The sequence below is a fragment of the Pseudomonas sp. NBRC 111119 genome, from assembly GCF_001320125.1.
GTDB classification, from domain to species: Bacteria; Pseudomonadota; Gammaproteobacteria; order Pseudomonadales; family Pseudomonadaceae; genus Aquipseudomonas; species Aquipseudomonas parafulva.
Genome location: NZ_BCAV01000045.1, coordinates 1 through 26,449, shown reverse-complemented (window position 1 = coordinate 26,449; position 26,449 = coordinate 1). Strand labels below are relative to the sequence as shown.

General features: G+C 63.9%; 19 protein-coding genes. 15 read left to right on the top strand and 4 right to left on the bottom strand.

Annotated features, from left to right (window positions below):
- Positions 1-8: 8 nt before the first annotated feature.
- From APH25_RS17065 to APH25_RS17040, 6 genes are all read left to right on the top strand, one after another.
- Positions 9-755: an amino acid ABC transporter permease gene (locus APH25_RS17065; protein ID WP_060482760.1), complete on the top strand. Its 747-nt coding sequence runs from the start codon at positions 9-11 to the stop codon at positions 753-755.
- Complete coding sequence (locus APH25_RS17060; RefSeq protein WP_033727986.1) at positions 756-1,427, top strand: amino acid ABC transporter permease; 672 nt, start codon at positions 756-758, stop codon at positions 1,425-1,427. It abuts the gene before it with no gap.
- Positions 1,424-2,158, top strand: coding sequence for an amino acid ABC transporter ATP-binding protein (locus APH25_RS17055; RefSeq protein WP_060482759.1), 735 nt, complete (start codon positions 1,424-1,426; stop codon positions 2,156-2,158). The genes APH25_RS17060 and APH25_RS17055 overlap by 4 nt, the downstream gene beginning before the upstream one ends.
- Before the next feature lie 72 nt (positions 2,159-2,230).
- Entirely contained in the window at positions 2,231-4,135 is a 1,905-nt protein-coding gene (locus tag APH25_RS17050; RefSeq protein ID WP_060482758.1) for an ATP-binding protein, read from the top strand.
- Entirely contained in the window at positions 4,132-5,460 is a 1,329-nt protein-coding gene (locus APH25_RS17045) for a sigma-54 dependent transcriptional regulator (RefSeq protein WP_060482757.1), read from the top strand. Before APH25_RS17050 ends, APH25_RS17045 begins: the two co-directional genes overlap by 4 nt.
- 26 nt (positions 5,461-5,486) lie before the next feature.
- A complete protein-coding gene (locus tag APH25_RS17040) occupies positions 5,487-5,822 on the top strand; it encodes a GlpM family protein (protein WP_028633262.1) in 336 nt (111 codons plus the stop codon).
- 29 nt (positions 5,823-5,851) lie between these two features.
- Here APH25_RS17040 and APH25_RS17035 read toward each other — a convergent pair whose 3' ends face one another.
- Positions 5,852-6,847: an alpha/beta fold hydrolase gene (locus tag APH25_RS17035; RefSeq protein WP_060482756.1), complete on the bottom strand. Its 996-nt coding sequence runs from the start codon at positions 6,845-6,847 to the stop codon at positions 5,852-5,854.
- Between the two features lie 196 nt (positions 6,848-7,043).
- On the opposite strand from APH25_RS17035, the gene metR reads away from it, so the two are divergent.
- Complete coding sequence (gene metR, locus APH25_RS17030; RefSeq protein WP_028633264.1) at positions 7,044-7,961, top strand: transcriptional regulator MetR; 918 nt, start codon at positions 7,044-7,046, stop codon at positions 7,959-7,961.
- Here metR and APH25_RS17025 read toward each other — a convergent pair.
- Positions 7,945-8,358 carry an NUDIX domain-containing protein gene (locus APH25_RS17025; protein WP_060482755.1) on the bottom strand — a complete coding sequence of 138 codons (414 nt, stop codon included), beginning with the start codon at positions 8,356-8,358 and terminating at the stop codon, positions 7,945-7,947. The two genes, metR and APH25_RS17025, sit on opposite strands and share 17 nt — an antisense overlap.
- Before the next feature lie 119 nt (positions 8,359-8,477).
- On the opposite strand from APH25_RS17025, the gene APH25_RS17020 reads away from it, so the two are divergent.
- The 5 genes from APH25_RS17020 to APH25_RS17000 all read left to right on the top strand — a co-directional run bounded on the left by APH25_RS17020 (position 8,478) and on the right by APH25_RS17000 (position 19,101).
- Positions 8,478-12,806: a DEAD/DEAH box helicase gene (locus tag APH25_RS17020; RefSeq protein WP_060482754.1), complete on the top strand. Its 4,329-nt coding sequence runs from the start codon at positions 8,478-8,480 to the stop codon at positions 12,804-12,806.
- A gap of 29 nt (positions 12,807-12,835) precedes the next feature.
- The gene (locus tag APH25_RS17015; protein ID WP_060482753.1) at positions 12,836-14,455 is read left to right on the top strand and encodes an FMN-binding glutamate synthase family protein; all 1,620 of its coding nucleotides are present in this window, start codon (positions 12,836-12,838) and stop codon (positions 14,453-14,455) included.
- 119 nt (positions 14,456-14,574) lie between these two features.
- On the top strand, positions 14,575-17,721 hold the full coding sequence (locus APH25_RS17010; RefSeq protein WP_060482752.1) for a transglycosylase domain-containing protein: 3,147 nt from the start codon (positions 14,575-14,577) through the stop codon (positions 17,719-17,721).
- 83 nt (positions 17,722-17,804) lie between these two features.
- Positions 17,805-18,347 carry a PadR family transcriptional regulator gene (locus APH25_RS17005; protein ID WP_060482751.1) on the top strand — a complete coding sequence of 181 codons (543 nt, stop codon included), beginning with the start codon at positions 17,805-17,807 and terminating at the stop codon, positions 18,345-18,347.
- Positions 18,340-19,101, top strand: coding sequence for a siderophore-interacting protein (locus tag APH25_RS17000; protein WP_060482750.1), 762 nt, complete (start codon positions 18,340-18,342; stop codon positions 19,099-19,101). The genes APH25_RS17005 and APH25_RS17000 overlap by 8 nt, the downstream gene beginning before the upstream one ends.
- A 14-nt stretch (positions 19,102-19,115) precedes the next feature.
- Here the strand turns inward: APH25_RS17000 and APH25_RS16995 are convergent, their stop codons facing one another.
- Positions 19,116-19,736 (bottom strand): Pr6Pr family membrane protein, encoded by a 621-nt coding sequence (locus tag APH25_RS16995; RefSeq protein ID WP_060482749.1) that lies wholly within the window; start codon positions 19,734-19,736, stop codon positions 19,116-19,118.
- 1 nt (position 19,737) lies between these two features.
- The gene (locus tag APH25_RS16990; protein ID WP_003252112.1) at positions 19,738-19,959 is read right to left on the bottom strand and encodes a VF530 family DNA-binding protein; all 222 of its coding nucleotides are present in this window, start codon (positions 19,957-19,959) and stop codon (positions 19,738-19,740) included.
- A 162-nt stretch (positions 19,960-20,121) separates the two neighbouring features.
- On the opposite strand from APH25_RS16990, the gene APH25_RS16985 reads away from it, so the two are divergent.
- From APH25_RS16985 to APH25_RS16975, 3 genes are all read left to right on the top strand, one after another.
- Positions 20,122-22,167 (top strand): TonB-dependent receptor, encoded by a 2,046-nt coding sequence (locus tag APH25_RS16985; RefSeq protein WP_060482748.1) that lies wholly within the window; start codon positions 20,122-20,124, stop codon positions 22,165-22,167.
- 231 nt (positions 22,168-22,398) lie between these two features.
- Positions 22,399-23,733 carry a carbohydrate porin gene (locus APH25_RS16980; protein ID WP_060482747.1) on the top strand — a complete coding sequence of 445 codons (1,335 nt, stop codon included), beginning with the start codon at positions 22,399-22,401 and terminating at the stop codon, positions 23,731-23,733.
- A gap of 28 nt (positions 23,734-23,761) precedes the next feature.
- Positions 23,762-26,173: a glucose/quinate/shikimate family membrane-bound PQQ-dependent dehydrogenase gene (locus APH25_RS16975; RefSeq protein WP_060482746.1), complete on the top strand. Its 2,412-nt coding sequence runs from the start codon at positions 23,762-23,764 to the stop codon at positions 26,171-26,173.
- The last annotated feature ends 276 nt before the right edge of the window (positions 26,174-26,449 follow it).

Sequence of the window (26,449 nt, the reverse complement as noted above, 5' to 3'; positions counted from 1 at the left end):
AAATCCCGATGAATTACAACTGGGACTGGGGCGTATTCTTCAAGTCCACCGGCGTGGGCAGCGAAACCTACCTGGACTGGTACATCACCGGCCTGGGGTGGACCATCGCCATCGCCATTTCCGCCTGGATCATCGCCTTGCTGCTGGGGGCGGTGCTGGGTGTCATGCGTACCGTGCCGAACCGCCTGGTATCCGGCATTGCCACCGCCTATGTCGAGCTGTTCCGCAACGTGCCTTTGCTGGTGCAGCTGTTCATCTGGTACTTCCTGGTACCCGACCTGCTGCCCGAGGGCTTGCAGGAATGGTTCAAGCAGGACCTTAACCCCACCACCTCCGCGCTCATCAGCGTGATCGTGTGCCTGGGCCTGTTCACCGCCGCGCGGGTGTGCGAGCAGGTTCGCACGGGTATCCAGGCCTTGCCACGGGGCCAGGAGTCCGCAGCCCGGGCCATGGGTTTCAGCCTGTCGCAGATCTACACCAATGTATTGCTGCCCCAGGCCTTCCGCATCATCATCCCGCCGCTCACTTCGGAATTCCTGAACGTGTTCAAGAACTCTTCCGTGGCCTCGCTGATCGGCCTGATGGAGCTGCTGGCGCAGACCAAACAAACCGCCGAGTTCTCGGCCAACCTGTTCGAAGCGTTCACCCTGGCCACCCTGATCTACTTCACCTTGAACATGGGCCTGATGCTGCTGATGCGTCTGGTCGAGAAGAAAGTCGCCGTGCCTGGCCTGATCTCCGTGGGGGGTAAATAAATGGACATGGATTTCAGCGGCATCATCCCTGCCCTGCCTGCCCTGTGGGACGGCATGGCCATGACCCTCGAACTGATGGTCATGGGCGTTGTAGGCGGTATCGTGCTGGGCACCCTGCTGGCCCTGATGCGCCTGTCGTCCAACAAGCTGCTGGCCAACGTGGCCGGGGCCTACGTCAACTACTTCCGCTCCATCCCGCTGCTGCTGGTGATCACCTGGTTCTACCTGGCGGTACCGTTCGTGCTGCGCTGGATCACCGGCGAAGACACCCCGATCGGTGCATTCACCTCCTGCGTGGTCGCCTTCATGATGTTCGAGGCCGCGTACTTCTGTGAAATCGTCCGGGCTGGCGTGCAGTCGATCTCCAAGGGCCAGATGGGTGCCGCGCAGGCGCTGGGCATGACCTACAGCCAGACCATGCGGCTGATCATCCTGCCCCAGGCGTTTCGCAAGATGACCCCGCTGCTGCTGCAACAGAGCATCATCCTGTTCCAGGACACCTCGCTGGTCTACACCGTGGGCCTGGTGGACTTCCTCAACTCGGCACGCTCCAACGGCGACATCATCGGGCGCTCCCATGAGTTCCTGATCTTCGCCGGTGTCGTGTACTTCATCATCAGCTTCTCCGCTTCGTGGCTGGTCAAGCGCCTGCAAAAAAGGATCACCGTATGATTTCCATCAAGAACGTCAACAAGTGGTACGGGGACTTCCAGGTACTGACCGACTGCAGCACCGACGTCAAGAAAGGTGAAGTGGTCGTGGTCTGCGGGCCGTCCGGCTCGGGCAAGTCCACCCTGATCAAGTGCGTCAACGCCCTGGAGCCGTTCCAGAAGGGCGACATCGTGGTGGATGGCACTTCAATCGCCGACTCCAAGACCAACCTGCCCAAACTGCGCTCCCGGGTGGGCATGGTGTTCCAGCACTTCGAGCTGTTCCCTCACCTGACCATCACTGAAAACCTCACCATTGCCCAGCGCAAGGTACTGGGCCGCAGCGAGGCGGAGGCCACCAAGAAGGGCCTGGCGCTGCTCGAGCGCGTAGGCCTCAGCGCCCACGCCAAGAAGCACCCGGGGCAGTTGTCTGGTGGCCAGCAGCAGCGTGTAGCCATCGCCCGTGCGCTGTCGATGGACCCTATCGTCATGCTGTTCGACGAACCGACCTCCGCACTGGACCCAGAGATGGTCAACGAAGTGCTGGATGTGATGGTGGAACTGGCCCACGAAGGCATGACCATGATGTGCGTGACCCACGAAATGGGCTTCGCCCGCAAAGTGGCAAACCGCGTCATCTTCATGGACAAAGGCCACATCATCGAGGATTGCCAGAAGGAAGACTTCTTCGGTAACCCAAGCGGCCGCCACGAACGTACCCAGCACTTCCTCAGCAAGATCCTGCAACACTGATTTTGCCCCATCGAACCGGCCGGCACCGCTGCGCATTCGGGCAGCGGTGCTGGCCGTGACAGGGCCACTGTGATGAAATGCGACCCCTCGCTTCTTCTCCCTGCCAAGCCTGCCGTGAACGCCCGTCTTCTTCGTCAACTGCTGCTGCCGCCCCTGATCATCCTGCTGATGGTCGGCTTGGGGATGGCTGGTTTTGTGATCAGCGAAAACAACGGCATCCGCACCCTCAGCGAAACCGGCGAGCGCCAGCTGGAGCTGCACGCGCGCACCGTGGAAAGCGAGATCAGCAAGTACACCTACCTGCCGAGCCTGCTGGAGCTGGAAGACAGCGTGTCGCACCTGCTGACCGACCCTGACGGCGAATCGCGGCAAACCGTCAACGAGTACCTCGAAGGCCTGAACCGGCGTAGCCGCAGCCGGGCGATCTTCGTCCTGGACACCAATGGCCGGGTACAGGCCACCAGCAACTGGCGCGACGCCGACTCGTTCCTTGGCGAAGACCTGTCGTTCCGCGCCTATTTCCAGACTGCTGTGCGCGGGGAGCCCGGGCGCTTCTATGGCATCGGCAGCACCACCGGTGAAGCCGGTTACTACCTGGCGCATGGGCTGGAAGAGCACGGCAAGGTCATTGGCGTGGCCGTGATCAAGGTGCGCCTGGATACCCTCGAAGAACGCTGGCAACGGGCCCGCCTGGAGGCGTTCGTCAGTGACGAGAACGGCATCATCATCTTGTCTAGCGACCCGGCGCGGCGCTTGAAGTCGGTGCGCCCACTGACGCCCCAGATCAAGGAGCGTCTGGCCCGCAGCCTGCAATATTACTGGTGGCCGCTGAACGAGCTGCAACCGCTGGGCCGTGAAACCCTGGCCGATGGCGTAGAAAAACTCACCTTCCCGGCCAACAGCGAAACCGCTCAGGGCAAGCCTCACGAAGTGGCATACCTGGCCCAGACAAGGCGCCTGGCGGACACCCCCTGGCACTTCACCCTGTTGACCCCTTTGCAGGACCTGCGCCGCGAGTCCATGGTGCAGGGCATACTGGTGGCTGTCGCGTTTGCCCTGCTGGCCATTCTGGGCATCGCCTGGAACGAACGGCGCAAGGTCATCGCCACCCGCCTGGCCGCCCGCGAGGCGCTTGAAGAAGCCAACAGCCAACTGGAAAGGCGCATCGCCGAACGCACCGCCGACCTGCGCGCCAGCAACGAGCGCCTCAAGGGGCAGATACGCGAACGCCGGCACGCCGAACAGACCCTGCGCCATGCCCAGGACGAACTGGTGCAGGCCGGCAAGCTGGCGGCGATCGGGCAGATGTCCACCAGCATCGCCCACGAGCTCAACCAGCCCCTGGCAGCGCTGCGCACGTTGTCTGGCAACACGGTGCGCTTCATCGAACGCGGCGCGCTGGAAACTGCCAGTGCCAATTTGCGCACCATCAATGACCTGGTTGACCGCATGGGGCGCATCACTGCCAGCCTGCGCTCGTTCGCCCGGCGCGCCGATGACAATGGCCCCGCGTCCCTGGCCAGCGCTGTCGATGCCAGCCTGCAAGTGCTGGCCGACCGCATCAGCAATTGCCACTTGCAGTTGCATCGGCAGTTCGAGGATACACTGCTGGCGATCGACCAGACCCGCCTTGAGCAGATTCTGGTGAACCTGATTGGCAATGCCCTGGATGCAATGGCCGCCCAGCCGCTGCCGGCGCTGTGGCTGGACGGTGAACTGCAGGGCGACAAATACCGCCTGCAGGTGCGTGACAATGGCCACGGCATCGACGCCGAAGCCCGCAAGCACCTGTTCGAACCCTTCTTCACCACAAAACCAGGCGAACATGGCCTGGGCCTGGGCCTGACCTTATCAGCAAGCCTTGCCGCCGCGGCCAAAGGCAGCCTCAACGTCGAGCACCCCGCCACTGGCGGCACGGCATTCGTGCTGACCCTGCCATTGGCTTCTCCCCCCAGCGAATTGGCAGAGCACACATGAACCCAGCACCTCTTTCCGTCCTGATCGTCGAAGACGACCCGCATGTGCTGCTTGGCTGCCAACAGGCCCTGGCGCTGGAGGACATCGCCTGCGAGGGCGTGGGCAGCGCCGAGCAGGCACTGGAGCGCATCGGTGATGACTTTGCCGGCATCGTGGTCAGTGACATCCGCCTGCCGGGTATCGATGGCCTGGAATTGCTCAACCGCCTGAAAGCGCGCGACCGCAGCCTGCCCGTGGTGCTGATCACCGGGCACGGTGATATCGACATGGCTGTCGGCGCCATGCGCAATGGCGCCTATGACTTCATGGAAAAACCCTTTTCACCGGAGCGGCTGGTGGGCGTGGTACGCCGCGCGCTGGAGCAGCGCGGCCTGTCCCGCGAGGTATCGGCCTTGCGCCGCCAACTGGCCGGCCAAAGCAGCCTGGAGGGCCGCATCATCGGCCGCTCGCCGGCCATGGAGCACCTGCGCGAGCTGATCGCCAACGTCGCCGACACCTCGGCAAATGTGCTGATCGAGGGCGAAACGGGCACTGGCAAAGAGCTGGTCGCCCGCTGCCTGCACGACTTCAGCCGCCGCCAGGGCCAGCCGTTCGTCGCCCTGAACTGTGGAGGCCTGCCGGAGAACTTGTTCGAAAGCGAGATCTTCGGCCATGAGGCCAATGCCTTCACCGGTGCCGGCAAACGCCGCATCGGCAAGATTGAACACGCCAACGGCGGCACGCTGTTCCTCGATGAAGTGGAGAGCATGCCGATCAATTTGCAGATCAAACTGCTGCGCGTGTTGCAGGAGCGCACCCTGGAGCGGTTGGGGTCGAACCAGAGCATTGCCGTGGATTGCCGCGTAATCGCCGCCACCAAGGCCGACCTCGACACCTTGGGGCAGAGCGGGCAATTTCGCAGCGACCTGTACTACCGGCTGAACGTGGTGACCCTCGAGCTGCCACCCTTGCGTGAGCGCCGTGAGGACATCCTGCAGTTGTTCGAGCACTTCCTTCATCAATCGGCACTGCGCTTCGACCGTGAAACACCCGTACTGGACAGCCAGACCCTGTCACGCTTGATGTCCCATGACTGGCCGGGCAATGTGCGGGAGCTGCGCAACGTGGCGGAGCGGTACGCGCTGGGGCTTCCGGCATTCAAGAAGGGCCCGAGCGGTGGCGCCAGCCAGGGCCTGGGTTTTGCCGAGGCGGTGGAGGCGTTCGAACGCAACCTGCTCAGCGATGCCTTGCAACGCACCGGGGGCAACCTGAGCCAGGCCAGCCAGGAGCTGGGCATGGCAAAGACCACGCTGTTCGACAAAGTGAAAAAATACGGCCTCGGCTGACCTTCTACCCGATCAGGAAATACAACGTGGACCTGGTATTCAAAGCTGCGCTGGGGGCTGGCGTGGTCGTGCTGCTGGCGATGCTGTCGAAAACCCGTAATTACTACATTGCCGGGTTGGTGCCGCTGTTTCCGACCTTTGCCCTGATTGCCCATTACATCGTCGGCAAAGGCCGCAGCATCGCCGACCTGAAGACCACCATCCTGTTTGGCATGTGGTCGATCATTCCGTATTTCGTGTACCTGGCCACCTTGTATGTACTGGTCGACCGGCTGCGGCTGGAAGCTTCGCTGGCACTGGCGACCGTGGCCTGGCTGATGGCCGCTACGGTACTGGTCACGCTGTGGGTGCGGATGCACTGAACATGGCCGACGACCGCCTCTTACCGGGTTCACAACCCGGCGATATGCGTCACATCCTGACGGTGCGCTCGCAGATACGGCAGTACCGCACCCAGTAGCGGCGCCTTGAAGGGCTCCTGAAAGCGGTGCGCCAGCCCGGGAATAAGGCGCAACTGGCTGCCCTGTATGTGCGCCGCCAGGTGCACCCCGTGCATCACCGGCAACAGCCGGTCCGCCGTACCATGCACCACCAGCGTTGGTACCCGAAGCCGGTTCAGTAATTCCACGCGGCTCGGCTCGGCCAGTATTGCCATGATCTGGCGCTTGGCCCCGTCCGGGTTGAATGCACGGTCATAGGCCAACGCGGCCTGGTGCAACAGCACCGCACGGTCGTCACGTACCTCGGGGCTACCCAGCGCCGCCAGCAGGTCAGCCTGCTGTTCAATGGCCACTGCCCGACTTGGCGCGCTGCGCCGGGCCAACAACTGCACCAGCGCTGGGTCGGGCCCCGGCAGCCCGGCGGCGCCCGAGCTGGACATGACCAGCGTCAGGCTGCGTACACGCTCGGGGGCCATCGCAGCCAGATGTTGGGCGATCATGCCGCCCATGCTCACACCCAGCACATGAAACTCACGCACACCCAGGGCGTCCATCAGGCGCAAGCCATCATCTGCCATATCGGTCAGCGTATAGGGCGCGGCCACCGGCAGGCCCAGTTTGTAGCGCAACAGTTCAACCGTCAGGTTTGCCGACGGCGGTAGCTGGTTCCAGCGCGACAGGCCCACGTCACGGTTGTCATACCGAATCACCCGAAAGCCCTGGCGGCACAACGCCTCGACCACATCATCGGGCCAATGAATCAGTTGCCCGCCCAGGCCCATGACCAACAGCAAGGCCGGGTCACGGGGTGCCCCCACACTTTGGTAGACCAGGCTGACCGCGCCCAGCTCGGCGCGCTGCACCGGCACCTGTGCGTCACAACGCGGTGCGGCAAAGCTGGCTGGAACACTGAAAACGAAGAGAAGAAAAATCCAAAAAGCCCGCATGAAAGAAACACCAGAATGCAAATCCCCACTGAAGCGCGAGTCTGATGAATTTCGTAGCGGCGCGCTGCCACAGTTCAGTGACAGTTTCATGACCAGTGCCAAACGGTAGCACCTGTGAGCAGTCGACACAGGGAGCAACATGAGGGAAACTCAACTCCATTGCCCGCCCCTTTCAATCCATACACCGGAGTTATGTGTGCTGGAGATCCGTCACCTGAAAACCCTTCATGCCCTGCGCGAATCTGACAGCCTGGTAGAGGCCGCCGAGCGGCTGCACCTGACGCAGTCGGCGTTGTCGCACCAGTTCAAGGAGCTTGAAGAACGCCTGGGGATGGCACTGTTCGTGCGCAAGACCAAGCCCATCCGCTTCACCAGCGCCGGGCTGCGCCTGCTGCAACTGGCCGATGCCACCCTGCCGCTGCTGCGCGGTGCGGAACGAGACATCGCACGCCTGGCAGGCGGCACGGCCGGGCGCCTGCACATGGCTATCGAATGCCACAGCTGCTTCCAGTGGCTGATGCCTACCATCGACCAGTTTCGCGATGCCTGGCCCGAGGTGGAGCTGGACCTGGCCTCGGGTTTTGCCTTCGCACCCCTGCCGGCTTTGGCACGGGGCGACCTGGACTTGGTCGTCACCTCCGACCCACTGGACCTGGCCGGTATCACCTACGTGCCCCTGTTCACCTACGAAGCCATGCTGGCGGTCGCCAACCAGCACCCGCTGGCGAGCAAGCCCTACATCGTGCCACACGACCTTACCGACCAGACCTTGATCACCTACCCGGTCGAGCGTGACCGCCTGGATATCTTTACCCGGTTCCTGGAACCGGCAGACATCGAGCCGGCCGCCGTGCGCACCTCAGAGCTGACGGTCATGATGATGCAGTTGGTGGCCAGCGGCCGTGGTGTCTGCGGTATGCCGCACTGGGCGCTGCACGAGTACAGCTCGCGGGGCTACGTGAAGGGCAAGCGGCTGGGTGAAAAAGGCCTGTTCGCCACGCTGTACGCCGCAGTGCGCACCGACATGCTCGATGCACCCTACATGCGCGACTTTTTGCTGACGGCCAAGGACACCTCGTTCGCCACCCTGGACGGGGTCAGCGCGGTGCGCTGACCGCCTGACGGTACAGCGGCAGGATCAGGTCCCGGGTCAGCGGCGCCAACGCCATGGCCGGGGCCTGTTCGGCGCCCAGCCAGACCACTTCTTCGATTTCGGCGGCCGGCGCTACCGGTGCAGCGCTATTGACCCGAAACAGCTCCGCCTGCACCTCGAAGCCCGGCTCGTTGGCCGCCGGTGCGCTGAACCTGCCCAGGTGCAAGGCCTGGGAAGGGTCGATGCGCAGGCCCAGCTCCTCGAACAGTTCACGCACCAGCGCCTGCACCGGCGTCTCACCGGCATCGATCTTGCCACCGGGTTGCATGAAGGCCTCCGTGCCCCGTTTGCGCACCAGCAAGGTACGGCCCTGGGGGTCGATGAGCAGGGCGGCGGCGATGCGGATCACATTGGGCATGCGGGTAGGCTCCGTGGAAATGGCGGGGGAGCATCCCATGGGTGACCGAGCCATACAAGGCCGGCTGGGCAGACGAACGGCTACTTGCCAAGCGACCGCCGACCCGCCATAACCACGCTATGAACCTGCCCGCCCATCAACACCCCGCGCTCGAGCTGTTCCACCCGGCTGTCGCCACCTGGTTCCGTCGCCAGTTCGCCACGGTCACGGGCGCCCAGGCCCAGGCCTGGCCGCTGATCCACGCCGGGCAGTCGACCCTGCTCGCCGCCCCCACCGGCTCGGGCAAGACCTTGAGTGCGTTTCTGGCAGTGCTCGACGGGCTGTTCCGCGAGGGGCTGGAACACCAGGGCCAACTGCCTGCCCGTACCCAAGTGGTGTACGTGTCGCCCCTCAAGGCGCTGTCCAACGATATTCGCCTGAACCTGCAGATGCCTCTGGAAGGCATTCGCCAGGCGCTGGAAGAACAAGGCCTGCAACCGCCGCACATCACCACGGCGGTACGCACCGGCGATACCCCGCAGAAAGCGCGCGCGGCCATGCGCCGGCTGGCGCCGCACATTCTGGTGACCACCCCCGAATCGCTGTACGTGCTGATGGGGTCGACATCGGGCCGCGAGGGGCTGCGTAGCGTGCACACGGTGATTGTCGACGAAATCCACGCCCTGGCCGGCAACAAGCGCGGGTGCCACTTGGCGCTTACCCTGGAACGCCTGCAGGCCCTGTGCAACCGCCCCTTGCGCCGCATTGGCCTGTCCGCCACCCAGCGCCCGGTTGAACGGGTGGCGCAATTTCTGGTGGGCAGCCAACGGACCTGCGCCATCGTCGATGTGGGCCATGCGCGCCAGCGCGACCTGGCCATCGAGATCCCGCCGGTACTGTTGGGTGCCGTGCTGGCTAACGATGCCTGGGGCCTGGTCTATGATCGCCTGGCTGCGCTGGCGAGCGAGCACCGCACCACGCTGGTGTTCGTCAACACCCGCCGGCTGGCAGAGCGCATCACCCGCCACCTCAGCGACCGGCTGGGCAAGGATGCAGTGGCCGCCCACCATGGCAGCTTGTCCAAGGAGCTGCGCCTGGACGCCGAACAGCGCCTCAAGGCTGGCCAACTGCAAGTACTGGTCGCCACTGCCTCGCTGGAACTGGGCATCGACATCGGCGACATCGACCTGGTCTGCCAGATTGCCTCACCGGGCTCGATCGCCGCGTTTCTGCAGCGGGTTGGCCGTGCGGGCCACCAGGTGGATGGCGTGCCCAAGGGCCGCCTGTTCGCTACTTCACGCGACGACCTGATTGAATGCGTAGCCCTGCTCGACTGCGTGCGCCGGGGCGAACTGGACGAGCTGCATGTGCCCCGTGCGCCGCTGGACGTGGTGGCCCAGCAGATCGTTGCCGAAGTCAGCAACCAGGCGTGGCATGAGCAGGCCCTGTTCGACTGCCTGCGCCAGGCGATGCCGTTCGCCACCCTTGACCACGACCACTATCAAGCGCTGTTGCGCATGCTGGCCGAGGGCTACAACGGTCGCCAGGGGGTACGCAGTGCCTACCTGCACCGTGACGCGGTCAGCGGCATGCTGCGGGGGCGGCGCGGCAGCCAGCTGACTGCACTGACCAGCGGCGGCACCATCCCTGATAACGCTGACTACGCGGTGCTGCTCGAACCCCAGGCGCTGAACATCGGCAGCGTCAACGAAGACTTTGCGGTCGAGAGCATCGCCGGCGATATCTTCCAGCTGGGCAATGCGTCCTATCGCATCCTGCGCGTCGAGGCCGGGCGCGTGAGGGTGGAGGATGCCCATGGCTTGCCACCGACCATCCCTTTCTGGCTGGGCGAAGCGCCGGGGCGCAGCAACGAACTGTCCGCAGCGGTGGCCAGGCTGCAAGGGCAGATCGACGAGCAATTGCAGCGTGCTGAAGGCGATACGCTCGTTGTACAGGCGTGGCTGCAACGCACCTTCGAACTGGAAGAGGCCTGTGCGCAGCAGTTACTGGATTACCTGGGCCGTACCTGGGACGTGCTCGGGGCGTTGCCATCGCGCGACACGCTGATCATGGAGCGCTTTTTTGACGAGTCTGGCGGCACCCAACTGATCATCCACTCGCCCTACGGCAGCCGCATCAACCGGGCCTGGGGGCTGGCGCTGCGCAAGCGGTTCTGCCGCACCTTCAACTTCGAACTGCAGGCTGCCGCCAGCGAGGACGCCATTGTGCTGTCGTTGTCTGCCGGCCACAGTTTCGAGTTGGCCGATGTATGGTGCTACCTCAACAGCCGCAGTGCCGAGCAACTGCTGGTGCAGGCCGTGCTCGATGCCCCGCTGTTCGGCGTGCGCTGGCGCTGGAATGCCGGGGTGGCCATGGCGCTCCCGCGCTTTGCAGGGGGGCGCAAGGTGGCGCCGCAGGTCCAGCGCATGAAGAGCGAGGACTTGATCGCGGCCGTGTTCCCCGACCAGCTCGCCTGCCTGGAAAACCTGGCCGGTGAGCGGCAGGTGCCTGACCACCCATTGGTCGAGCAAACCCTGGACGACTGCCTGCACGAGGCCATGGACAGTGACGGCTGGCTGGCGCTGTTGCAGCGCATGGAGCAAGGCGCCGTGCGCCTTTTGAGCTGCGACTTGCCCGCCCCGTCACCGTTGGCAGCGGCCATCCTCAATGCCCGGCCCTACGCGTTTCTGGATGACGCCCCACTGGAGGAGCGACGCACCCAGGCCGTGCTCAACCGGCGCTGGAGCGATGTGACCAGCGCGCACGACCTGGGCGCGCTGGACGCCGATGCCATCGCCGCAGTCGCCGCCGAGGCCTGGCCGCAGCCAGGCAATGCCGATGAAATGCACGAGGCGCTGATGAGCCTGGGTGCCATTCACCGCGATGAAGCCCAGGCTGAGCCCCGCTGGCGCACACTGCTGGCACAGCTGGCCAAAGCCGGGCGCGCCCTGTATCTGGAAGGCCAATCACTGTGGTTGGCCCGCGAGCGTCTGGCCCTGTTGCGAGCGGTCTACCCAGGCTGCCAACCCACTCCTGCACCCGATGTGCTGCCGGGTTTCGATGAACCGGTAGCACCGGAGCAGGCACTCAGCGAGCTGCTGCGCGCCCGCTTGAGCGGCCACGGCCCGAGCACCGCAACGCAACTGGCTGCGCCGCTGGGCAAGCCGGCGGGCGACATGGAGCAGGCGCTGGCCCGCCTGGAGAGCGAAGGCTATGTGCTGCGTGGGCATTTCAGCCCAGGTGCCGATGACATGCAGTGGTGCGAACGCCACCTGCTGGCCCGTATCCACCGCTACACGGTCAAGCGCCTGCGGCGGGAAATAGAACCGGTCAGCCTGCAGGACTTCATGCGCTTTCTGTTCGACTGGCAGCACCTGGCACCGGAACAGCGGCTGCGCGGCCCGCAGGCAGTCACCCAGGTACTGGCTCAACTGCAGGGGTTCCCCAGTGCCGCTGCAGCCTGGGAAGCCGATGTGCTGCCCGCCCGCATCCAGGATTACACCCCGCACTGGCTCGACGATGCCTGCCGCAGCGGCCAGTTTGCCTGGAGCCGGTTGGCCGCGACGGTGTCGGGCAGCACCCTTGCCAGCACGCCATTGGTGTTGCTGCCGCGCGAGCAGGTGAACACCTGGCGCAGTCTTGCGCCCACCGTCGCCGTCGATGACCTGGGGCTACGGGCGCAGAAGGTGCATGGTGCACTGAAAGCCCACGGCGCACTGTTTTTCGACGAACTCAGCCAAGAGGCGCGCCTACTGCCCAGCGAACTGGAAGCAGCGCTGCAGGAACTGGTGGGTGCCGGCCTGGTGGGCGCTGATAGCTTCACCGGCCTGCGCAGCCTTATCACCCCCACCGCCAGGCGCAGCGCTCGACGCCCCCGTTTCGGCCACGTGCCAGTTTCTACCAGCATGGCCTATGCCGGGCGCTGGGCACTGCTGCGTCGAAGCGATGCCCTGCCCGATCAGCAGCAACGCCTGGAGAGCATCGCGCGCGCCCTGCTGCAACGCTATGGGGTGATCTGCTGGCGGCTGCTGGAGCGCGAAAGCGATGTGCTGCCGCCCTGGCGTGAGTTGCTGCGTTGCTATCACCGCCTGGAGGCACGTGGCGAGATCCGTGGCGGGCGTTTTATCGCCGGGCTGGCGGGCGAACAGTTTGCCCTGCCCGAGGCAGTGGCAGTGCTGCGCCATGTACGGCGGCGCGAGGCCCAGGGTACGTTGCAGGTGGTGAGCGCCAGTGACCCGCTGAACCTGATCGGGTCGCTGTTGCCCGGCGCCAAGGTACCGGCCGTGGGCGGCAACCGACTTTTGTACCGCGACGGGGTGCCCGTGGCGGTGCGTGTGGGCAAGCGCTACACCTGCCTGGTCGACGCGCCGGCAGCGCAGCAGGAAGGTTGGCGGCAGTTGCTGCTGCGCGACATGCCCTTTGCAGCGGCGGGCAAGTTGGCTATGGTCGGTGCTGAACCCAGGCCCTGAGCCTGACCGCGCCATCACAAGGACCCTGTATGAGCCTGTCACTTCTCAGCCGCTATGCCGTGTTTGCCGCCTGCGTACTGTTCACCCTGGCCAGCCTGCCATTCATGCACCACGAATGGTTGTGGCCCTTCACCCTCACCACGGCGGTGCTCAGCCTGATCGGGCTGTTCGACTTGCTGCAGAAGCGTCATGCGGTGCGCCGTAACTACCCGATCCTGGGCAACATCCGTTACCTGGTGGAAGGCATACGCCCGGAGATCCGCCAGTACCTGCTGGAAGCCGACAGCGACGCCCTGCCGTTTTCCCGCGCACAGCGGTCGCTGGTGTATTCACGGGCGAAGAACGAAGCGTCGGACAAACCGTTCGGCACGCTGATCGACGTGTACGCCTCGGGCTTCGAGTTCATCGGCCATTCCATGCGCCCCGCCCCCCTGGCTGACCCGGCGAGCTTTCGCATCGACATCGGTGGCCCCCAGTGCACCCAGCCCTATTCAGCGTCCATCTTCAACATTTCGGCCATGAGCTTCGGCTCGCTCAGCGCCAATGCCATCCGCGCCCTGAACCAAGGCGCCAAACTGGGCAACTTCCACCACGACACCGGCGAGGGCAGCATCAGCCCCTACCACCGCGAACACGGTGGCGACCTGGTATGGGAACTGGGCAGTGGCTACTTCGGTTGCCGCACCCCGGACGGGCGCTTCGACCCGCAACGGTTTGCCACCCAGGCCAGCAGCCCGCAGGTGCGCATGATCGAAATCAAGATGAGCCAAGGTGCCAAACCTGGCCACGGCGGTATCTTGCCCAAGCACAAGGTAACCCAGGAAATCGCCGAAACCCGTGGGGTACCCCTGGGTGAGGACTGCATCTCGCCGTCGCGCCACAGTGCGTTTTCCACGCCCATCGAAATGATGCAGTTCGTTGCCCAACTGCGCGAGCTGTCAGGCGGCAAGCCGGTGGGGTTCAAGCTGTGCCTGGGGCACCCGTGGGAATTCATGGGCATCGCCAAAGCCATGCTGGAAACCGGCATTCTCCCCGACTTCATCGTGGTGGACGGCAAGGAAGGCGGCACGGGTGCAGCGCCCGTGGAGTTCACCGATCACATCGGTGTGCCGCTGCGCGAAGGGTTGCTGTTCGTGCACAACACATTGGTAGGCCTGAACCTGCGGGACAAGATCAAGCTTGGCGCCAGCGGCAAGATCGTCAGCGCGTTCGACATCGCCAGCGTACTGGCCATCGGCGCCGACTGGGCCAATGCCGCGCGCGGCTTCATGTTTGCCATCGGCTGCATTCAGTCGCAGAGCTGCCACACCAACAAGTGCCCCACCGGCGTCGCCACCCAGGACGCCCTGCGCCAGCGTGCACTGGTGGTGCCCGACAAGGCGCAACGCGTGTTCAACTTCCACAGCAATACCCTGCGCGCCCTGGCCGAGATGCTGGCCGCAGCAGGCCTGGAGCACCCGGCCCAGTTGGAGGCCAAGCACCTGGTACGGCGCATCTCGGCCACTGAAATCAAACTGTTCTCGCAGATGCATGTCTTCCTTAAGCCAGGCCAGTTGCTGACCGGCAACGTCGACGGCGAATTCTATTCGCGCATGTGGCAGCTGGCCCGCGCCGACAGTTTCGAACCTCACAGCGAAGCGGCGGCCTGAATGCCCCGACCTGTGCGGTGGGGTGCTGTACAGGTCGAATCGACATTTTTTTCACATGACCCGCTCAACGTCTAAGCTTGAGTCAAGCAAGACGTAAATACCTGGCCGGATAGAAGATTATGGGCGCACTGTGGCAAACGGATCCAAGCACAACGGAAGCACCCGAACAACCTCCTGCCGAGACGCCACCCCCCAAATCCCCCCGTCAGCGCCGGCTGTGGTGGCGGTTGATCATCCTGATCCTGCTGGTGGCGGCGGGTGCCGTCGGCTACGCCGCCTATGTGGAATTCCGTACCTCCGAGTGGCAGTCACGCGAGTTTTCCAAACTGGCCAGCACCCTCACCTACTCGCTGCAGCCAGGCCCCAGCGATGCCATCGTTTATCCGGGTGAAGGGCCATTCGACAAGCGCCTGGGCTACAGCGCCCTGGGCGAGTTTTTGCCGCGGTTGCTCAAGCGTGACTACCTGATCAGCGAACAGGTGAGGTTCTCGCCGGCGCTTGTCAATTACGTTGACCACGGTTTGTTCGCCCCGTACATCGAGAAGGTCCAGGCCGGGTTGTCCATCACCGACTGCCGGGGCGATACCCTCTACGAGTACAAGTACCCCCAACACCTGTACCCGGATTTCGCAGCGATTCCACCGGTAATGGTCAACAGCCTGCTGTTTATCGAAAACCGCGACCTGCTCGACACCCAGGACCCACGCAATAACCCGGCGGTGGACTGGCCACGGTTCGCCAAGGCGGCCTACAGCCAGATCGCCCGTTACCTCGCCCTGCCTGGCCAGTCGGCCGGCGGCAGTACCCTGGCCACCCAGCTGGAAAAGTACCGCCATTCGCCGGACGGGCTGACGGTGTCCGGTGCGGAAAAAATCCGCCAGATGATCTCGGCCAGCGTACGCGCCTACCAAGGTGGGCCAGACACTACCGAGGCGCGCCAGCGTATCGTGCGCGACTACCTCAACAGCGTGCCCCTGTCCGCAGTGCCCGGCCACGGTGAGGTACATGGCATGGCCGAGGGCCTGCGGGTGTGGTACGGCGCCGATTTCGATCAGGTGAACCAAGCCCTTACGGCCACCACCACCGACCCGCAAAGCCTGGCCGCCCGTGGCCTGGCCCTGCGCCAGGTGCTGTCGCTGATGATCGCTCAGCGGCGCCCGTCCCATTACCTGTCCAAAGGCCGCAATGAGCTGGCTGACCTGACCGATGCCCATGTGCGCGTACTGGCAGCCAACCACGTCATCGAGCAACCGCTTGCCGATGCGGCACTGGCCAGCAAGGCGGTTTACCGGGACTGGGTCGCGCAACCCACCATCGTGCCGATCGTCACCAACAAGGGCATCAGCCTGGCCCGTAACCGCCTGGCGGCCATGCTCAACCGCCCGCTCTACGACCTTGACCGCCTGGACCTGTCGGCCACCAGCACCTTGCAGGCCGATTTGCAGATCCAGGTGAGCCAATACCTGAAAAACCTCGCCGACCCCGTCTTTGCCGGGCAGATCGGCCTGATCGGTGAACGTTTGCTCACCGCAAAGACCACCGACCAGGTCAGCTACAGCTTCACCCTGTTCGAACGTACAGCCGACGGCTCGCGGGTGCGGGTGCAGACCGACAGCACCAACCAGCCCTTCGACATCAATGAGGGCAGCAAGCTGGAGTTGGGTTCCACCGCTAAGTTGCGGGTGCTCACCACCTATCTGGAGATCATCGCCGAGCTGCATGACAAGTACGCCGGCAAGCCGGTGGCAGCGCTTAACAAGGTAGACGTTGCCGAGCTGGACAGCATCAGCCGGTGGTCGCTGGGCTGGCTGGCACAGAACAGCAAAAACCAGAGCCTGGATGCCATGCTCGATGCCGCGCTGGAGCGCAAGTACTCCGCCAGTACCGGTGAAGCTTTCTTTACCGGTGGCGGCATGCATGTGTTCAATAACTTCCGCAAGGAAGACAACGGCCGGATCCCTACCCTCAAGGACGCCCTGCGCGAATCCATCAATTTGCCGTTCATCCGCCTGATGCGCGACGTGGTGCGCTATGTGACCTACCAGCAACCGTTCAACCGGGTGCCGTTGCTCAAGGACGATGCCGACCCGCGCCGCCAGGAATACCTGGCCCGCTTTGCCGACAAGGAAGGCAGCAACTACCTGATGCGCTTCTGGAAGAAGTACCAGCGCAAAACCTCCCAGCAACGCCTGGACACCTTCCTCGACAGCATGCGCGTAACGCCGCAGCGCCTGGCGGCCGTGCACCGCTACCTGTTCCCCGAAGCCGGCCAGCAAACCTTCAATGCATTTGTACGGGCCCACCTGAAGGGCGACAAGGCAGCCCTCGGCAAGCTTACCGATGGCCGGCTGGCCGAGATGTACGACAGCTATGGGCCTGGCAAGTACGACCTGCCTGACCAAGGCTATATCGCCAAGGTGCACCCCCTGGACTTGTGGCTGCTGGGCTACCTGCTGAAGAACCCCGGTTCGACCTTGAGCGAGATGCTGAACGCCAGCCGTTTCGAGCGCCAGGAAGTGTACGGCTGGCTGTTCAAGAGCCGCCACCAGGGCGCCCGCGACAGCCGCATCAGAACCATGGTCGAAATCGAAGCCTTCACCGACATTCACCAGCGCTGGAAGCGCGTGGGTTACCCGTTCGACCACCTGGTACCGTCCCTGGCTACCGCCATTGGCAGCTCGGGTGACCGGCCTGCGGCGCTGTCCGAACTGGTCGGCATCATCCAGAACGACGGCGTGCGTCTGCCGACGCTGCGCATCGATACGCTGCATTTTGCCGCCAACACGCCCTATGAAACCAAGCTGCTAAGCGACCCTGACCGTGGGGTTCGGATTTTGCCCGTGGAAGTGGCGCGGGCACTCAAGGGGGCCATGTCGCAGGTAGTGGATGCAGGGACTGCACGGCGTATCTCGGGCAGCTTCAAGCTGCAGGACGGTACGCCACTCGTGATGGGTGGCAAGACCGGCACCGGCGACAACCGCATCGAAAGCTTCGGTGCCGGCGGCCGCCTGATCGGCTCCCGCTCGCTGAACCGCACCGCCACGTTCGTGTTCTTCCTCGGCGACAACCACTTTGGCACCCTGACGGCGTTCGTACCGGGGCGATCAGCAGAGACCTTCAAGTTCACCTCGGCGCTACCGGTACAGGTATTGAAAGGCATGGCGCCTATCCTCATGCCCTATCTGCAGCCGGGTAACCCCAATGAGTGCAAGCCGCCTGAACTGGCAGCCAACCTACCCACCAACGCTAAATCATCGATTCAATAGATGATAATCATCAGCATTCAGGGTTTACCTGTGATCTATCTTGAGTACTATCTTGAGATATATCTCAACAGGGAGCCCCGACCATGCGCGAACCTGCCCATGATCCTTTCGACCGACGACCCGGCCGTGGCGAACGCGGCCCTCGGGTGTTCGCACCCGGCGACCTGAGGCTGCTGTTACTGGCGCTACTGGCTGACCAGCCTGGCCATGGCTACGACCTGATCCGCCAGATCGAAAAGCTGTTCGACGCCAGCTACACGCCCAGCCCGGGGGTGATCTACCCCACCCTGAACTTCCTCGAAGAAGCCGAACTGATCAGTGGCCAGCCCCAGGGCAGTAAACGCCTTTACGTCATTACCGATGCCGGCCGCAACGCACTCGTCGAGCAGGCCGTGGCCCTGGAGGGGGTGCGCATGCGCATCGAGGTGAGCAAACGCGCCTTGCGCGGGCATGACCGACCACCCGAAATCCATGAGGCGGTCAGCAACCTGCGCCATGCCCTGCACATGCACCATGGCCGTTGGACGCCCGATGAAATCGAACGTGTCCGCGACCTGCTCAACCACACCGCCAAGGCCATCGCCAGCGGGCCCACCGAGTTTGCCAGGGAGACCTCAGATGAGTGATACCATCCACCGCGTCAACCACGAAATCCGCCAACGCCGCCTGCAGGTCCTGCGGGTGACCGAACTCACCCCGCGGATGCGCCGCATCACCTTGGGCGGTGAAGAACTGCAGGGGTTCACCAGCCTGGGCAGCGACGACCACATCAAGCTGCTGTTTGCCGAAACACCCGAACAGCAGCAGGCGCTGGAAGCCCGCGAAATGGCCCGTGAGGGCGGCGCCCGGCCAACCATGCGCGAATACACCCCTCGGCGCATCGACCTGGTGGCCAACGAGCTGGACATCGACTTCGTGCTGCACGGCGATGGCCCGGCCTCCACCTGGGCAGCCCAGGCAACACCAGGGCAGTACCTGGATATCGCCGGGCCACGTGCCTCGCTGGTGGTGCCGGATATGTTCGACAGCTACCTGCTGATTGGCGACGAGACCGCCCTGCCTGCCATCGGCCGTCGCCTCGAAGGCCTGCCTGCAGGGCGTCGCGTGGTCGCCGTCATCCAGGTAGAAGACGTCCATGAGCAGCAGCCATTACCCAGCCAGGCCCAGGTAGACGTGCAGTGGCTGATTCGCGGGCAGGACGACGTGCTTGCGCGGGTGCAACACATGCCACTGCCCGAGGGCCGCGTGTACGCGTGGGTCGCGCTGGAGAAGGCCCTCACCCGTCAGGTAAAGGCGGCATTACTGGAAAAAGGCGTGCCCGACGATGCGCTCAAAGCGGCTGCCTACTGGCGCGCCGACGGCACTGCGGACGATGCCTGACGCGCCCGAGCGCTTCACTGGCGCCACCGGTCCAGCGCCAGCAGCACCAGGCCAATCGCCCAGAACCCCGCCAACACGCCAAGAGCGTTGACCAGCACCTGGCCGTAGCCAAGGCTGGCTACATCGATGAAGGGGTAGGCGTAAGCCCCGATCTCACCCCCCCGCCACAGCGCGTAGGCAAAGTACATGGCCGGGTACACCGCCCAGGCGGCCAGATGCCTCACGCGCAAGGTGCCTTTGGGCACCTCGAACCACCAGTACAGGGTGTACAGCGCGGGCATCACGTCGTGCAGCAGCTCATCCGCCAGCCACTGCCAGCCTTCTGGTTGCCAGAGGTGGCGCAGCAGGATGCTGTAGGCCAAGGCCACCAGCAGGATGCTGACCGCCACTGCCGATGCCACCACCGGTGACAGGAAAAACCGCTTGCCTGCCCCCTCACGGCCAAATGCCGCATAGCTGAGCACCGTGGCCACCAGCAGGTTGGTGAGCACCGTGAAATACCCGAACACGTTGATCAGCCCGCCGATCAGGCTGGCCTGCGCCTGCCAGCGCCCCCACAACACCAGGTACACCTGCACGGCCAGGCCGAACCACCCCAGCAGCGCGATGCCGGTCAACCAGGGACGGCGAGGCACCTCAAGCTTGCCGCTGCAGTTTCACGTACAACTGCTCGACCTTTTCCCGAGCCCAGGGGGTTTTGCGCAAAAAGGTCAGGCTGGACTTGATCGTGGGGTTGCTCTTGAAGCAGCGCACGTCGATGCGCTCGGCCAGGCCTTGCCATTGGTAGTGGGCCACCAGCTCGGTGAGGATCTGTTCAAGGGTCTTGCCGTGCAGCGCGTTGTGTTGGGCCGTGCTCATGCCAGTGCTCCGGTACAAAGATGCGCACCTTACACCACCCCAGGGTGGGGTGTGCCGCGAGTAGAGGCAGAAAAACACTGGCCAGTGGCAAAATCTCTGTGCTGAAATACGTATGTTATATAGTAACAATACAATCTTTCTGCCAAGGAACGCTCTTCTCCCATGTTGTACTCACCGCTCCGCCTCTCCCCTCTCGCCGTCGCGCTCTGGTTAGCCGCCTCACCTAGCCAGGCCGTGGAACTCGACCCCCAGGTCATTACTGCCAACCCGTTGGGCAAGCGCCAGCTGGCGGCGCCCAGTACCGTGCTCGAAGGCGACGACCTGCTGCAGCAGCAGCATGGCAGCCTGGGGGAAACCCTCAACAAGCAACCGGGTGTCGCCTCGACCTGGTTCGGGCCAGGTGCCAGCCGCCCGGTCATCCGTGGCCTGGATGGCGACCGCATCCGTATTCTGCGCAATGGCGTGGGTGCTCTGGACGCCTCTTCCCTGTCCTACGACCATGCCGTGCCGCTGGACCCGGTCACGGTCGATCGCATCGAAATCGTCCGCGGCCCTGCTGCACTGCTGTATGGCGGCAACGCCATCGGCGGCGTGGTGAACACCTTCGACAACCGGATCCCGGACAGCCCCATCGACGGCATCCAGGGGGCCGGTGAGCTGCGCTATGGCGGTGCCGACACCACCCGCAGCAGCGCCGGCAAGCTGGAGGCCGGCAACGGTGCTTTCGCCCTGCACCTGGACGCCAATAGCCGCCAGTTCAACGACCTGCGCATTCCGGGCTACGCCCGCAGCGCCAAGGTGCGCGATGCCGACGACCCCGGCAGCAAGCACCGCCTGGAAAACAGCGACGGCCGCCAGGACGGCGGCGCACTCGGCGGTGCCTACCACTGGGACCACGGTTACGCCGGGCTGTCCTACAGCCGCTATGACAGCAACTACGGGTCGGTTGCCGAACCCGGCGTGCGCCTGGACATGCAGCAGGATCACTACGCTTTCGCCTCAGAAGTGCGCGACCTGGAAGGCCCGTTCAGCTCGGTCAAGGTCGATGCCGGCTACACCGACTACCAACACCGCGAAATCGAAGAAGGTGAAGTGCACACCACGTTCAAGAACAAGGGCTACGAAGCCCGTATCGAAGCCCGTCATCAGCCGTTGGGCCCGGTAGAAGGTGTGGTCGGGGCGCAGGTTAGCCGCAACGAATTTTCGGCACTGGGTGAGGAAGCCTTCGTCCCGCACACCAACACTGACAGCCTGGCGGTCTTCTTGCTGGAGCAATGGCAAGCCACCGAACGCCTGGACCTGAGTGTGGGCGCACGCCTGGAACACACCCGGGTGGACCCGGATGCCAAGGGGAACGAGAACTTCACCGACGCCGACAGCGCCAGCAGTTTCAATGCGTTCAGCCTGTCTTCCGGTGCCGTGTACCAGCTGGACCCGATCTGGTCGCTGGCGGCCAACCTCGGCTACACCGAACGGGCACCGACCTTCTACGAGCTGTACGCCAATGGCGCTCACGTTGCCACCGGCGCCTATGAAGTGGGCGACGCCAGCCTGAACAAGGAAAAGGCCATTTCAGCCGACCTGGCGCTGCGCTTCGACAACGGCACGCACAAGGGCAGCGTGGGCGTGTTCTACAGCCATTTTCGCAACTACATCGGCCTGATTGGCACAGGCAACCTGCGCGAGGGGCATGACCATGATCACGGCGAGGATGACCATGATCACGACCATGACCACGGCGGCTTCCCGGAGTACGAATACCAGGGGGTACGCGCGCGCTTCTACGGCATCGAGGCCCAAAACCGCTGGCAACTGGCGCAGAACCGCTACGGCAGCTTTGCCCTGGAACTGTCGGGGGACTACACACGGGCCAAGAACCTCGACAGCGGTCAGCCATTGCCGCGCATTGCGCCGCTGCGCCTGAACAGCGGGCTGGTGTGGGAACTGGACCGTTGGCAGGCGCGGGTGGACGTGCAACATGCCGCTTCGCAGCACCGTAAACCGGCCAACGAAACCAGCACCGATGGCTACACCACCTTGGGCGCCAGCGTGGGCTACCGCTTTGATATCGGCCACAGCCAGTGGCTGGCTTTCGTGCGTGGCGAGAACCTCACCGACCAGACGGTGCGCTACGCCAGTTCGATCCTGCGCGACATCGCCCCGGCGCCGGGGCGCAGTGTGGAGGTGGGGTTACGGACCACGTTCTGACGGTACTGACAGTGTAGAAGGGGCTGCCCAGCAGCCCCGCTCACGCCACTATTACCCAGCAGGCAACAATGCACTGCGACAATTTGTCTTTTTTTCTGATCGCTTCCTCTATATCCTCCCCGCCGCAAGCTGAATCGCTTTACCCAACCTCCCTGACGCCATTTCCATCGATGGATCACCGCCATCGATGCGCTTGCCGTATTTTCAATAATCAGAAGACAGCGCTATCCCATGCTTCAACTGCCAAAACCCTGCTTCATCGCCCTTGCCCTGGCTGCATCGGTATCCCCAGCCTGTGCCGGCGATATGTTCGCCAGCGATTCGCCCTGGATGTTCGGCGACTGGGGCGGTACCCGCAGCGCCCTGCTGGAGCAAGGCTACGACTTTACCTTCGGCTACACCGGCGAGATGGGCAGCAACCTGCACGGCGGCTATGACCACGACCGCACTGCGCGCTACAGCGACCAGTTCACCTTTGGTAGCCACCTGGACCTGGACAAGGTGCTGGGCTGGAAAGACGCCGAATTCCAGCTCACCGTCACCGAGCGCCACGGTGACAACATCAGCAATGACCGCATCAACGACCCCCGCGTCGGTGGCTTCACGTCGGCCCAGGAGGTCTGGGGACGCGGCGAAACCTGGCGCCTCACACAGTTGTGGGTGCGGCAGAAGTACTTCGACGGCGCCCTGGATGTGAAATTCGGCCGCTTTGGCGAGGGCGAAGACTTCAACAGCTTCCCGTGCGACTTCCAGAACCTGGCGTTCTGTGGCTCGCAAGTGGGTAACTGGGTGGGGGGCATCTGGTACAACTGGCCGGTCAGCCAATGGGCACTGCGTGTGCGCTACAACCTCGGCGATGCCCTGTTCGCCCAGGTGGGCGTGTACGAACAAAACCCTTCCAACCTCGAATCCGGCAATGGTTTCAAGCTCAGCGGCAGCGGCACCCAGGGCGCCGTGATGCCGATCGAACTGGTATGGAGCCCGCGTATCCAAGGCTTGAAAGGGGAATATCGCGCTGGCTACTACTACAGTAATGCCAATACACAGGATGTTTACAAGGACGACAACGGCAGGCCGGCAGCACTCAGTGGGGCCGCCTACCGCAGCAGCTCAAGCAAACACGGGTTCTGGCTCGGCGCCCAGCAGCAGGTCACTGCCTTGGCCAGCGACCAGTCCCGTGGCCTGAGCCTGTTCGCCAACGCCACGGTGCATGACAAGAAAACCAATGCCATCGATAACTACGTGCAGGCAGGGCTGGTATTCAAAGGGCCGTTCGACGCCCGCGCCAAGGACGACGTCGGCTTCGCCCTGGCCCGCGTGCACGTCAACCCCGCCTACCGCAAGAATGCCCGCCTGGCCAACCAGGCCGCAGGCGTGGACGACTACGCCAACCCGGGTTTCCTCCCGGTACAAGACACTGAATACAGCGCCGAACTGTATTACGGCATTCACCTGGCCGACTGGCTCACCGTACGCCCCAACCTGCAGTACATCCGCCACCCAGGCGGGGTGTCCCAGGTGGACGATGCGGTGGTCGCCGGCCTGAAGATCCAGAGCACGTTCTAACCCTAATTCATTCAACGGAGAACATACGATGAGCACTGAAGGTGCCAAGAGTGGAAGCCGCTGGCTACCCCGCCTGATGGGCGTCTTGCTGCTAGTGATGGGGCTGGCGCTGCTGGCCGGCGGCATCAAGCTGAGCCAGGTGGGCGGTTCGCTGTATTACCTCATTGCCGGTATCGGCTTCGCCCTGTCGGGCATTCTGCTGCTGGCCCAACGCCGTATCGGTCTGGGCCTGTATGGCCTGGTTCTGCTGGGCAGCACGGTATGGGCGCTGCTGGAAGTGGGCCTGGACTGGTGGCAACTCGTGCCGCGCCTGGCCCTGTGGTTCGCCATCGGCCTGGTGCTGCTGCTGCCTTGGGCCCGCCGCCCGCTGACCGGCCCGGCCAGTAAAGCCAACACAGCGCTGCTGAGCGTTGCCGTGATCGCCTCGGGCGCCTGCGCCGTGGCCAGCCAGTTCACCCACCCCGGTGAAGTGTTTGGCGAACTGGGCCGCGACAGCAGTGAAATGGCCAGCGATGCCCCTGCAATGCCCGATGGCGAGTGGCAGGCGTATGGGCGCACCGAGCACGGTGACCGGTACTCCCCGCTGCGCCAGATCACCGCGCAAAACGCCTACCGCCTGGAAGAGGCCTGGCGCATTCGCACGGGTGACCTGCCCACCGACAACGACCCGGTGGAACTGACCAACCAGAACACTCCGTTGAAGGTCAACGGCATGCTCTATGCCTGCACCGCGCACAGCCGCCTGCTGGCGCTGGACCCGGACACCGGCGCAGAAATCTGGCGCTTCGACCCGCAGGTCAAGAGCCCGGTCGGCACCTTCAAGGGCTTCGCCCACATGACGTGCCGCGGTGTTTCGTACTACGACGAAAACCGCTACGTAAGCCGTGACGGCAGCCCCGCGCCGAAGATCACCGACGCCGGCCAGGCCGTGGCCCAGGCTTGCCCGCGCCGGCTGTACCTGCCCACCGCCGATGCCCGCCTGATCGCCATCAACGCCGACAACGGCAAGGTGTGCGAAGGCTTCGCCAACCAGGGCACCATCGACCTGACCAAAGGCATCGGGCCGTTCACCGCGGGGGGTTACTACTCCACCTCGCCGGCAGCCATTACCCGTGACCTGGTCATCATCGGCGGCCACGTTACCGATAACGAGTCGGTCGACGAGCCATCGGGCGTGATCCGCGCCTACGACGTACACGACGGCCACCTGGTCTGGAACTGGGACAGCAACAACCCGGACGACACCAAGCCACTGGCCCCGGGCAAGACCTACACCCGCAACTCGGCCAACATGTGGTCAATCGCCAGTGTCGACGAAGACCTGGGCATGATCTACCTGCCGCTGGGCAACCAGACCCCGGACCAGTGGGGCGCGGACCGTACCCCGGGTGCCGAGAAGTACAGCGCCGGTGTCGTCGCCCTGGACCTCGCCACCGGCAAGGCGCGCTGGAACTACCAGTTCACCCACCACGACCTGTGGGACATGGACGTCGGCAGCCAGCCCACGCTGGTTCAGCTGAAGACTGACGATGGCGTGAAGCCCGCGATCATTGTGCCGACCAAACAGGGCAGCCTGTACGTGCTGGACCGCCGCGATGGCACGCCGATTGTGCCGATCCGTGAGATCCCGACCCCGCAAGGTGCAGTGAAGGGCGACCACACCTCGCCCACACAGGCCCGTTCGGACCTGAACCTGCTGGGCCCTGAGCTGACCGAGCAGGCCATGTGGGGCGCTACACCGTTCGACCAGATGCTGTGCCGCATCCAGTTCCGCGAGCTGCGCTACGAAGGCCAGTACACGCCGCCGTCCGAGCAGGGCACCCTGGTCTACCCGGGCAACGTGGGTGTGTTCAACTGGGGCAGCGTGTCGGTCGACCCGGTACGTCAACTGCTGTTCACCACGCCTAACTACATGGCGTTCGTGTCGAAGATGATTCCACGCGAGCACGTGGCCGAGGGCAGCAAGCGCGAAAGCGAAACCAGCGGCGTGCAGCCTAACGCCGGCGCCCCCTACGCCGTGACCATGCACCCGTTCCTGTCGCCGCTGGGTGTACCGTGCCAGGCGCCAGCCTGGGGCTATGTGGCAGCCATTGACCTGTTCACCAACAAGGTGGTCTGGAAACACAAGAACGGCACCACCCGTGACAGCACCCCTGTGCCGATCGGCCTGCCGGTTGGTGTACCGAGCATGGGTGGTTCCATCGTAACTGCCGGTGGCGTTGGCTTCCTCAGCGGTACGTTGGACCAGTACCTGCGTGCCTATGACGTGAACAATGGCAAGGAGCTGTGGAAGGCGCGGCTGCCAGCGGGTGGTCAGGCAACGCCGATGACCTACACGGGCAAGGACGGCAAGCAGTACGTGTTGGTGACTGCGGGTGGCCATGGGTCGCTGGGTACCAAGATGGGTGACTACATCATCGCTTACAAGCTTCCAAACTGATTGGAGGGGCGCTTATCCCGCGCAGACATTCTTTTGCGCGGGTGGCGCATAGTCACCTTTCCGCCCTTACGGCGGGTTACTTGGGTCTTGGCCCAAGCAACCAAAGCCGCCGGCTCCCGTCCTCCGGCCTCCTGAAGTCGCAATCTGTGTTGCCTGAACTATCGCGCGCTTAGAGGCATTAGCATCCGAGTTCGTCGAGTCAGTGCATGGATATATTTAAGTTCGCTGTTGCTGTTGCTGTTGCTGTTGCTGTTGCTGTTGCTGTTGCTGTTGCTG

Coding starts and splice junctions, on each gene's coding strand:
- APH25_RS17010 (WP_060482752.1), top strand. CDS start 14,575: ATGGGCGCACTGTGGCAAACGGATCCAAGCACAACGGAAGCACCCGAA.
- APH25_RS17035 (WP_060482756.1), bottom strand. CDS start 6,847: ATGCGGGCTTTTTGGATTTTTCTTCTCTTCGTTTTCAGTGTTCCAGCC.
- APH25_RS17060 (WP_033727986.1), top strand. CDS start 756: ATGGACATGGATTTCAGCGGCATCATCCCTGCCCTGCCTGCCCTGTGG.
- APH25_RS17025 (WP_060482755.1), bottom strand. CDS start 8,358: ATGCCCAATGTGATCCGCATCGCCGCCGCCCTGCTCATCGACCCCCAG.
- APH25_RS16990 (WP_003252112.1), bottom strand. CDS start 19,959: ATGAGCACGGCCCAACACAACGCGCTGCACGGCAAGACCCTTGAACAG.
- APH25_RS16975 (WP_060482746.1), top strand. CDS start 23,762: ATGAGCACTGAAGGTGCCAAGAGTGGAAGCCGCTGGCTACCCCGCCTG.
- APH25_RS17065 (WP_060482760.1), top strand. CDS start 9: ATGAATTACAACTGGGACTGGGGCGTATTCTTCAAGTCCACCGGCGTG.
- APH25_RS17055 (WP_060482759.1), top strand. CDS start 1,424: ATGATTTCCATCAAGAACGTCAACAAGTGGTACGGGGACTTCCAGGTA.
- APH25_RS17050 (WP_060482758.1), top strand. CDS start 2,231: ATGAAATGCGACCCCTCGCTTCTTCTCCCTGCCAAGCCTGCCGTGAAC.
- APH25_RS17020 (WP_060482754.1), top strand. CDS start 8,478: ATGAACCTGCCCGCCCATCAACACCCCGCGCTCGAGCTGTTCCACCCG.
- APH25_RS17000 (WP_060482750.1), top strand. CDS start 18,340: ATGAGTGATACCATCCACCGCGTCAACCACGAAATCCGCCAACGCCGC.
- APH25_RS17045 (WP_060482757.1), top strand. CDS start 4,132: ATGAACCCAGCACCTCTTTCCGTCCTGATCGTCGAAGACGACCCGCAT.
- APH25_RS16980 (WP_060482747.1), top strand. CDS start 22,399: ATGCTTCAACTGCCAAAACCCTGCTTCATCGCCCTTGCCCTGGCTGCA.
- APH25_RS16985 (WP_060482748.1), top strand. CDS start 20,122: ATGTTGTACTCACCGCTCCGCCTCTCCCCTCTCGCCGTCGCGCTCTGG.
- APH25_RS17005 (WP_060482751.1), top strand. CDS start 17,805: ATGCGCGAACCTGCCCATGATCCTTTCGACCGACGACCCGGCCGTGGC.
- APH25_RS17015 (WP_060482753.1), top strand. CDS start 12,836: ATGAGCCTGTCACTTCTCAGCCGCTATGCCGTGTTTGCCGCCTGCGTA.